Annotated in this window: 10 protein-coding genes; 6 read left to right on the top strand and 4 right to left on the bottom strand. The window is 70.3% G+C overall.

Going from position 1 to position 8,220, the window contains the following annotated elements; all coding sequences use genetic code 11:
- The 4 genes from ACJ73U_RS37595 to ACJ73U_RS37580 all read left to right on the top strand — a co-directional run.
- A partial coding sequence (locus ACJ73U_RS37595; protein WP_407782533.1) for a CATRA system-associated protein occupies nucleotides 1-476 on the top strand: 476 nt, incomplete at its 5' end.
- A gap of 38 nt (nucleotides 477-514) precedes the next feature.
- Nucleotides 515-1,153, top strand: a complete 639-nt coding sequence (locus ACJ73U_RS37590; protein WP_407782532.1) for a hypothetical protein — start codon at nucleotides 515-517, stop codon at nucleotides 1,151-1,153.
- Nucleotides 1,150-4,278 (top strand): ATP-binding protein, encoded by a 3,129-nt coding sequence (locus tag ACJ73U_RS37585; RefSeq protein ID WP_407782531.1) that lies wholly within the window; start codon nucleotides 1,150-1,152, stop codon nucleotides 4,276-4,278. The genes ACJ73U_RS37590 and ACJ73U_RS37585 overlap by 4 nt, the downstream gene beginning before the upstream one ends.
- A gap of 10 nt (nucleotides 4,279-4,288) precedes the next feature.
- The gene (locus ACJ73U_RS37580; protein ID WP_407782530.1) at nucleotides 4,289-5,062 is read left to right on the top strand and encodes an enoyl-CoA hydratase-related protein; all 774 of its coding nucleotides are present in this window, start codon (nucleotides 4,289-4,291) and stop codon (nucleotides 5,060-5,062) included.
- A gap of 79 nt (nucleotides 5,063-5,141) precedes the next feature.
- Here ACJ73U_RS37580 and ACJ73U_RS37575 read toward each other — a convergent pair whose 3' ends face one another.
- A complete protein-coding gene (locus ACJ73U_RS37575) occupies nucleotides 5,142-5,396 on the bottom strand; it encodes a hypothetical protein (RefSeq protein ID WP_407782529.1) in 255 nt (84 codons plus the stop codon).
- Between the two features lie 68 nt (nucleotides 5,397-5,464).
- On the opposite strand from ACJ73U_RS37575, the gene ACJ73U_RS37570 reads away from it, so the two are divergent.
- Entirely contained in the window at nucleotides 5,465-6,427 is a 963-nt protein-coding gene (locus tag ACJ73U_RS37570; RefSeq protein ID WP_407782528.1) for a zinc-binding dehydrogenase, read from the top strand.
- Nucleotides 6,424-6,849 carry a phosphohydrolase gene (locus ACJ73U_RS37565; protein WP_407782527.1) on the top strand — a complete coding sequence of 142 codons (426 nt, stop codon included), beginning with the start codon at nucleotides 6,424-6,426 and terminating at the stop codon, nucleotides 6,847-6,849. The genes ACJ73U_RS37570 and ACJ73U_RS37565 overlap by 4 nt, the downstream gene beginning before the upstream one ends.
- Here the strand turns inward: ACJ73U_RS37565 and ACJ73U_RS37560 are convergent.
- The 3 genes from ACJ73U_RS37560 to ACJ73U_RS37550 all read right to left on the bottom strand — a co-directional run.
- Nucleotides 6,823-7,377, bottom strand: a complete 555-nt coding sequence (locus tag ACJ73U_RS37560) for a Uma2 family endonuclease (RefSeq protein WP_407782526.1) — start codon at nucleotides 7,375-7,377, stop codon at nucleotides 6,823-6,825. The two genes, ACJ73U_RS37565 and ACJ73U_RS37560, sit on opposite strands and share 27 nt — an antisense overlap.
- Nucleotides 7,378-7,487: 110 nt before the next feature.
- Complete coding sequence (locus ACJ73U_RS37555) at nucleotides 7,488-7,808, bottom strand: hypothetical protein (protein ID WP_407782525.1); 321 nt, start codon at nucleotides 7,806-7,808, stop codon at nucleotides 7,488-7,490.
- Between the two features lie 128 nt (nucleotides 7,809-7,936).
- Nucleotides 7,937-8,220, bottom strand: a 284-nt coding sequence (locus ACJ73U_RS37550; protein WP_407782524.1) for a helix-turn-helix domain-containing protein, incomplete at its 5' end; no start/stop codon positions are given.

The following is an 8,220-nucleotide window of genomic DNA, read 5'->3' as shown; positions in this document are numbered from 1 at the left end:
TGCGCCGGACGCTGGTCGCCGAGGACCGCAGGCTCTTCCCGGTACTCACCCCGCTGACGAGCGCCACATCGCTTCCAGGTTTCCTCCGCAACATCTGGTCACTCCAACTGAACGCCGTCCATTCTCCGGACATGATCGCGCAGTTGCTGGTCGGCGAGATCACCGACCAAGTCTTGTCCACACGAGACGATGTGGATCGGCTCTTCGCTCATACAACCGGTGTCGTCGAGTGGGCCCAGGAGGGCATGCGCGACTACGACGGCTGGTTCCGGATCGAACAGCTCCTGGAAGCGATGTCCGCTGCGGTGCGGAACGACGATCTCGAGTCGCTGCGGCGGCTACGCGGAGAGCTCGAGGGCATGACGCCGACGCCCGTTGATCTGTCGGGCCGCCAGTATCCGGCGCCAGGCAGTGTGATCAACCTGGTTTCCGAAATCGTGCGCGGCCTCCGGCGCCGCGCCAAGAAACTCCACTGATTTCCCGTCCGTGCCAGATATTCGGAGGCTTCCCCCCAATGAATGACGAACTCGGCAGTGACCACATTTCGGCGCTGTTCGCCCTGATGGGTGCGGCGCGTGAGATCTCCAACAACGAGCTGGAGGAGCTGGCGGGCTTCCGCATCGACGGCAAGCTGCGCCAGGCGCTGAACAGCCGGCACCTCGTGGACAGCACCCGGCAGGGCAACCAGCCGTTCGTGCACAAGCTGACCGACGCCGGCTGGAAGCGGTGCGAGGCCGAACTGTCCGGGGGCCACCTGAAGCCGACGAAGTACCTGGCGGGCGCGTTCGCCATGGTCCTGGACGGCGTCGGGCACTTCCTGCGGCGGGAGCACACGACCCCGAAGCAGTTCTTCGTCCAGAAGGCGCCGGAGCCGGCGAAGCCGGCCGAACCGGTGACGGACGCGACGGTCACCACGCTGTACCGGCAGCTGGCCGAGAAGCAGGGCGACTGGGTCCGCCTCGCCGACCTGCGGCCGCGCCTCAACGGGGGCGGCCGCGCCGACGTGGACCGGGTGCTCAGGAACATGAGCCGGGAGGGCCGGGCGCACCTGGCTCCGGAGCCGGACCGCAACTCGGTGACCGACGCCGACCGTGAGGCGGCGATCCGGATCGGCGGTGAGGACAACCACCTCCTGGTGGTCGAGCGATCATGAGCGAGCCGCAGCGAGAAGCGCTCGCCGCCCTCCGGTTCAACTGGTCGGAGACGCCCGACCACATCTGGAGCACCTCCCCCTACCACGTCGACGGGCTGCACGAACGCGTCGAGCAGGAGATCCGGCACGGCATCGACGACGCGGCGTGGAGCCAGGGGCCGAGCCCCATCGGCCTGGTTCTGCAGGGCCAGAAGGGCGTCGGGAAGACGCACCTGCTCGGCTGGGTGCGCCGGGAGGTGCAGCGGCAGCAGGGCTACTTCTTCCTGGTGGCGCTCAACTCCGGCGACACGTTCTGGCCCGACACCGCCAACGCGGTGCTGTCCGGCCTGTTCCGGCCCGACGACGGCGGCGAGACCCAGCTGACCACCTTCCTGCGCAGGCTGTGCGTGCGGATCGGCACCCGCGACGCCGTCACGAACGCGATCGCGGGTGACGAACCGCTGTCCGGGGACGACCTCCAGGTGTTCATGGCGGGGCTGCGGCGGCTCGACCCGCAGGTCGGCCGGGAGTGCGCGGACACGGCACGCGCCCTCGTCCTCTACGCGTCCACGAGCGCGCACAACAACAACATCGGCCAGGACTACCTGAACGGTGGCGACGACCCGGAGGACAACAGCCGCCAGGCCTGGGGCATTCGTCCCGGCGCGAAGCCGGCGCACACGATCGTGCAGGACGTCTCGCGGCTGCTCGCGCTGACCGGACCGAGCGCGGTGGCGGTCGACCAGCTCGACACGCTCGTCGCCAAGGCCAGCCTGGCGCCCAGCGACAAGGTGATCGGCCAGGAGATCGCGCTGATCGCCGACGGGCTGATGCAGCTGCGCGAGCGGACACGGCGCACCCTCTCGCTCGTCGCCTGCCTGCCGAGCTCCTGGCAGCAGCTGCGCGCCAGGGCGGTCGACTCGGTCCCCGACCGGTTCGAGGACTCGCTCACCGTCGGCCGGATCATCAACCCCGAGCGGGCCAGGGCCTTCGTCGAGGCCTGGCTGAACGTGCCCTACCAGCAGATCCGGTTCGACCCACCGCACCCGACCTGGCCGGTCGCGCCCGAGGCGTTCGACGACTGGGACGAGTACTCGGCGCGCGCGATCCTGCGGCGCATCCGCAGCCACGCGGAGGCCTGCCTCCGGGGCGAGATCCGCGAGCTGACGTCGTTCGACACCGACGAGGTGCCGGTCATCGCGACGGAGGTACCGCGCACACCGGCCCGGGAGCCGGCGTACTTCGCGGACCTGGACGCGAGGTTCGCGCAGCTGCGGGCCGCCGCCGACATCGGGCGCGCGACCGACGAGCGGACCGAGGACAAGGTGATGCCCGGCCTCCTGTCGGCGGCGCTGCGGGCCTGGATCACCGAGATCGGCAACGACGACATGGCCTGGGAGGCCGAGTCGCAGCAGGACGACAACACCGTGCACGCCAGCCTGTCCCGGGTGGTCGACGAGAGCCTGGACATCGAGGAGCACTGGGCGTTCCGGGCGATCGCGGCCACCCACCACCTGTCGGCGCTGAACCGGCTGCGCAACGCGAAGGCCGCCACCAGCGCCGAGGGCAAGCACCTGGTCCTCATCCGGAACATCGCGTGGAACAAGGGCCCGAAGACCCAGGCGGAGCTGACGGAGTTCCGCGCGGCGGGCGGCCGGGTCACGCCGATCTCCGAGGACGACCTGCGGACGTTCAGCGCGCTGGCGGAGCTGCTGGGGTCCCAGAGCTACGAGCTGCTGGAGTGGCTGGTGGCACGCCGGCACGCGAGCCGGTCGGAGCTGCTCGGCGAGGTCCTGCCGGTGGTCGTCCCAAAAGGGGTTCAGCCCTCGCCGAACGGCTCCCCGCCAACCGGCGCTTCCGAAGAGTCGCGGGCTGCGGTGACCCCGGCCGCCACCGCGCCGGCTGAGGCGGACGCGGCGCGGGACGAGACGTCCATCTCGCTCGGCGACGCGCCGCCGATCGCGCTGGAGACGTTGCGCAAGCACGCGGTGGTCTTCGCCGGGTCCGGTTCGGGGAAGACCGTGCTCATGCGGCGGATCGTGGAGGAGTGCGCGCTGCGCGGGGTGTCGGCGATCGTGCTGGACCCCAACAACGACCTGGCCCGGCTGGGTGACGGGTGGCCGAGCGCGCCGGAGCGGTGGGGCGCGGGTGACGAGCGGGCGGCCCAGGAGTATCTCGCGAACACCGACGTCGTGGTGTGGACGCCGGGGCGCGCCGCCGGCCGGCCGCTCAGCTTCCAGCCGCTGCCGGACTTCGCGGGTGTGCTCGACGACGAGGACGAGTTCAACCAGTCGGTGGACGCGGCCGTCGCCACCCTGGCGGCGTACGCGATGGTCAACGGCTCGACGCAGAAGGCCCGACGCGCGAAGGCCGTGCTGCGCCAGGCCCTGACGCACTTCGCCCGGTCCGGCGCACGCAGCCTGCCCGGTTTCGTCGACTTCCTGGCCGACCTGCCCGACGGGGTCAGCAACCTCGCCGGCGCGACCACGATCGCCGCCGACCTCGCCGAGACGCTCAAGGCCGCGATGGTCAACAACCCGCTGCTGGGCGGCATGGGTGAGCCGGCGGACCCGGCCGTGCTGCTGACCCCGGCCGGCGGCAGGCGGGCACGCGTCTCGGTGATCAACTTCAACGGTCTGCCGTCGGAGGAGCAGCGGCAGGGCTTCGTCAACCAGCTGCAGATGGAGGTCTTCGCCTGGATCAAGCGCAACCCCGCTCGCGACCGGCCGCTCGGCGGTCTGCTGGTCATGGACGAGGCGCAGCTGCTGGCGCCGTCCCGCAACGCGGCGGGCCCCAGCCTGTACAGCACGATCGTGCTGGCGTCACAGGCTCGCAAGTACGGCCTCGGGCTGCTGTTCGCGACCCAGGCGCCGAAGGGCCTGCACAACCAGGTCACCGGCAACGCGACCACGCAGTTCTTCGGCAGGTTGCAGCACCAGACCCAGATCGCGGCCGCGAACGACCTGGCCCGCGCGAAGGGCGGCACGCTGGAGGACATCGGCGGCCTCGGCGTCGGCGAGTTCTACGTGACCAGCGAGAGCGGCGGCTTCCGGCGCATGCGGTCACCGCTGTGCCTGACCCACCACCCACCCAGCCCACTGCGCGACGAGGAGGTGCTGGCGCGGGCGAGGCGCGGGCGGAACTAGTCTCACCGGCATGGCTGACGAGCTGGTGCACTACAGGGTCGACAGGGGCGTCGCGACGATCACGCTGGACTCGCCGCACAACCGGAACGCGCTGTCCGCGCGGCTGCGGCGGGAGCTGCGGGACCACCTGACCACCGCGGCGGGCGACGACGGCGTCCGGGTGATCGTCCTCGACCACACCGGGCCCGTGTTCTGCGCCGGCATGGACCTCAAGGAGGCCGGCGACCCGAACTCCAGCACCGCGGGCGTCAACGAGTTCCCGGAGATCCTGACCCAGCTCTGGACCAGCGCCAAGCCGGTGGTCGCGAAGCTCGCCGGGCCGGCCCGCGCCGGTGGCGTCGGCATCGTCGCGGCCGCGGACATCGCGGTCGCCGTGGACACCGCGACGTTCGCGTTCACCGAGGTACGGCTCGGGCTCGTGCCGGCCGTGATCTCCGTGACCGTGCTGCCCCGCCTGCTCCCCCGCGCCGCGCACGAGCTGTTCCTGACCGGCGAGGCCTTCGACGCCGTCCGGGCGGTCTCGATCGGGCTGCTGAACGCCGCCGTGCCGGCGGACGCACTGGACGCCGAGGTGGAGCGCTACACGGGCATGCTGGCGCTCGGCGGCCCGACCGCGCTGGCCGCCACCAAGGAGATGCTGCGCCGGGCCAGGTCGGCGGACCTCGCCGACGACTTCGAGGACATGCTGGAGCTGTCCGCCGGGTTCTTCGCGGGCGCCGAGGGCCAGGAGGGCATCCGGGCGTTCGCCGAGAAGCGCCCGCCCGGCTGGGTGCCTACCGCGTGAGGTAGTAGCCGACGACCACCAGCAGGACGAGACCGATCAGCGCGATCGTGATACGTCTGGATGACCCCACTCGACTACCTCACGAACGCACCGAGTCGACGAGGTCCTCGGCGCGCTCCTCCGCTGGCTTCGCCTCGACGGCCACCTCGCCGCCGATCGGCTCCTCGTCCTCGGGCGAGGGGCCGAACCAGGTCGACGCGTGGTCGACGGTCCGGTCGATCACCCAGGCCACTCCCACGCAGAGCGGCCCGAGGAACACGACGACGAGCGCGAACTGCAGCGGGAAGGCGAGGCCGGCCACCCAGAGCTCGACGCCGTTCCACCAATCCGCCATGGCATCGAGAGTAGACCTGCACCACTTCCCTGGTTCGCGGGATGCCCGGACTGGGTAACTTGGAACTCATGTTCGCCGTTTACGCAGCAGAGCCGAACCCCGAGAGTCCGCTGGACGCGTTGCGGGTGGGTGAGCGGCCCGAGCCGGAGGTACCCGACGGCTGGGTCGCGGTGTCGGTACGGGCTGGCAGCCTGAACATGCACGACCTGTGGACGTTGCGCGGGGTCGGCATCAAGGCGGACCGGTTCCCGATGATCCTCGGTTGCGACGGCGCCGGCGTGCTGGCCGACGGCACCGAGGTCGTACTGCACAGTGTGATTGGTGACACATCTTTCGGGGACGAGACGCTGGACCCGAAGCGGTCCCTGCTCACGGAGAGATACCAGGGCGCGTTCGCGGACACGGTGGTCGTGCCGGCCCGCAACGTGCTGCCGAAGCCCAGGTCGCTGTCCTTCGCGGAGGCGGCGTGCATGGGGACGGCGTGGCTGACCGCGTACCGGATGCTGTTCAGCCGGTCGGGCCTGCGGCCGGGGCAGACGATGCTCGTGCAGGGTGCGTCCGGCGGGGTGTCGACCGCGCTCGTGACGCTCGGCAAGGCGGCGGGCATGCGGGTGTGGGTGACGGGCCGGACCGAGGAGAAGCGGGCGCTGGCGGTGTCCCTCGGCGCGGACGACGCGTTCGAGACCGGCGCGCGGCTGCCGGAGCGGGTGGACGCGGTGTTCGAGACCGTCGGCAAGGCGACCTGGGGTCACTCGATGAAGTCGCTCAAGCCGGGCGGCACGATCGTGGTGTCCGGCTCGACCAGCGGCCCGGACGCGAACGCGGACCTGCAGCGGCTGTTCTTCATGCAGATCCGGGTGGTCGGCTCGACCATGGGCAACCGGGCCGAACTGGCCGACCTGCTGTCGTTCTGCGATCTCAAAGGGCTGCGCCCGACCATCGGCACGCAGCTGCCCATGAGCGAGGCGAAGGACGGCTTCGAGCAGATGCTCGCGGGCGAGACCGCCGGCAAGATCGTGTTCACGCGATGAAGTTCACACTCGACGAGGCCATCCAGGTGGCGCGCCGCGCACACGAGGGCCAGCTGGACAAGTCCGGGCGCCCGTACATCGGCCACCCGCTGCGGGTGATGGGCGCGCTGCGCGGCGAGCACGAGCGGATGACGGCGGTGCTGCACGACGTGGTCGAGGACACGGCGGTGACGCTCGCCGACCTGACGGAGCTGGGCTGCCCGCCGGAGGTCGTCGCCGCGGTGGCCGCGATCAGCAAGCGACCGGGCGAGGACCAGGCGACCTACCTGGCCAGGGTGTCGGCGAACCCGATCGCGCGGGCTGTGAAGCGCGCGGACATCGCGGACAACATGTCCCCGGACCGGATGGCCCGCCTCGACCCGCTGACGCAGGACCGGTTGCGGGCCAAGTACGAGTCAGCTCTCCGCCTGCTGAACGACTGACGGCCGCCCGAGCAGCTCCGTGAGCACGATCCGGACCGGGAACGGTTCGTCGGTCTCGAAGGGCTCCTCCGCGTGGATGCGGGCGACCTGCCGGTAACCGTCGCCGTCGAGGTCGTAGGCCAGCAGCGACGGGCGGGCCGGGTCGAGCACCCAGTAGTGCGGCACACCCATGCGCGCGTAGGCGGCCTTCTTGTTGTTGAGGTCGTTGATGGTGGTGTTGGGCTCGACCACCTCAACCACCAGCTCGGGCGCGTCCAGCACGACCTCGCCCTCGATGTCCTCGTCCCAGGCGACCTGCAGGTCCGGCCGCAGCTCGGTGTCCACCGACGTCCGGATGACGTACGGCGGCCACAGCACGGCCAGCTCGTCGGGACACGTGTCGTCCAGCAGCTCGCCGAGCCGGACGAGCGCCCGCTGGTGCCGCCGCCCCGACGGCGGGCTCACGAACAGGACCCCGTCGATCAGCTCGTACACGTTCCCGTCGTCCGGCATGAAGTCGAGATCATCAACCGTGAGCGGCCGCCCCATGCCGCCATGGTGCACTGCTCGCGTGCGGAACACCATCCTCAGTACGGCAGGCGCACTGATCCTCGACGCGAGTCCTGTTCATCTTCGGCGGTGCCCCGGTAGCGAACCGTTCACTCGAGGATGTCCAGGCAGTAGACCGCGTCGTCGGGTTCGTGCTTCAGCTCGATGCCGTACTTCCCGTCGGCCGGGCAGGAGGCGTCGTAGTCGAGGACAGCGGTGATCCGGTAGACCGGATCGCCGGGGTTGTCGAAGGCGCTGCCGCCGGCCGGGCAGTCGACGGTCTCGATGTCCGTACCGCCCACGCCGACCTTCGTGCGCACGCACTCGCCGACCTCGTGCTTGCCGCCGAAGATGCCGCATCCGGTGAGTCCCGACGCGAGCACGGCCGTCACGGTGATCCCGATCGCCGTGGCTGCGATTCTGCCGCACATTCTGCTTGTTTCCTCTCGCCGTCGGTGGACCCGCCTTTTCGGTCCACCCGCACTGGAAAGAGAATCACCAGGGTGAACCGGGACGCCAATTCCCCTGGGTCAGGTGTTGCAGACAGCCTTCGGATTCGTCACTTGCCAGCAGTTCTCCGCAGGGCGTCGACGTCGTGAATAATCACCACACCGCGGTCCGTGGTCACAAGACCACCCTCGCGAAGCGATTTCAGCGCGCGCACGACAGATTCCCGGGACAAGCCGAGGGATTCGCCGAAAGCCGCCTGTGAACCGATGCCGATCCGCACGCCCGCACGCATGCCGGCACCGAGTTCGTCGACATAGCGCAGCAGCGTCTCGGCGACCTTGGTGAACGCGTCGTTGCCCTGTTCCGAGAGGTTCCGGTCGGCCTCGCGCAGCC

The sequence above is a fragment of the Actinophytocola sp. genome (genome assembly GCF_045807065.1).
Classification (GTDB): Bacteria; Actinomycetota; Actinomycetes; order Mycobacteriales; family Pseudonocardiaceae; genus Actinophytocola.
Note: the sequence above shows the minus strand (reverse complement) of the source record. Positions and strands in the feature narration are given on the sequence as shown.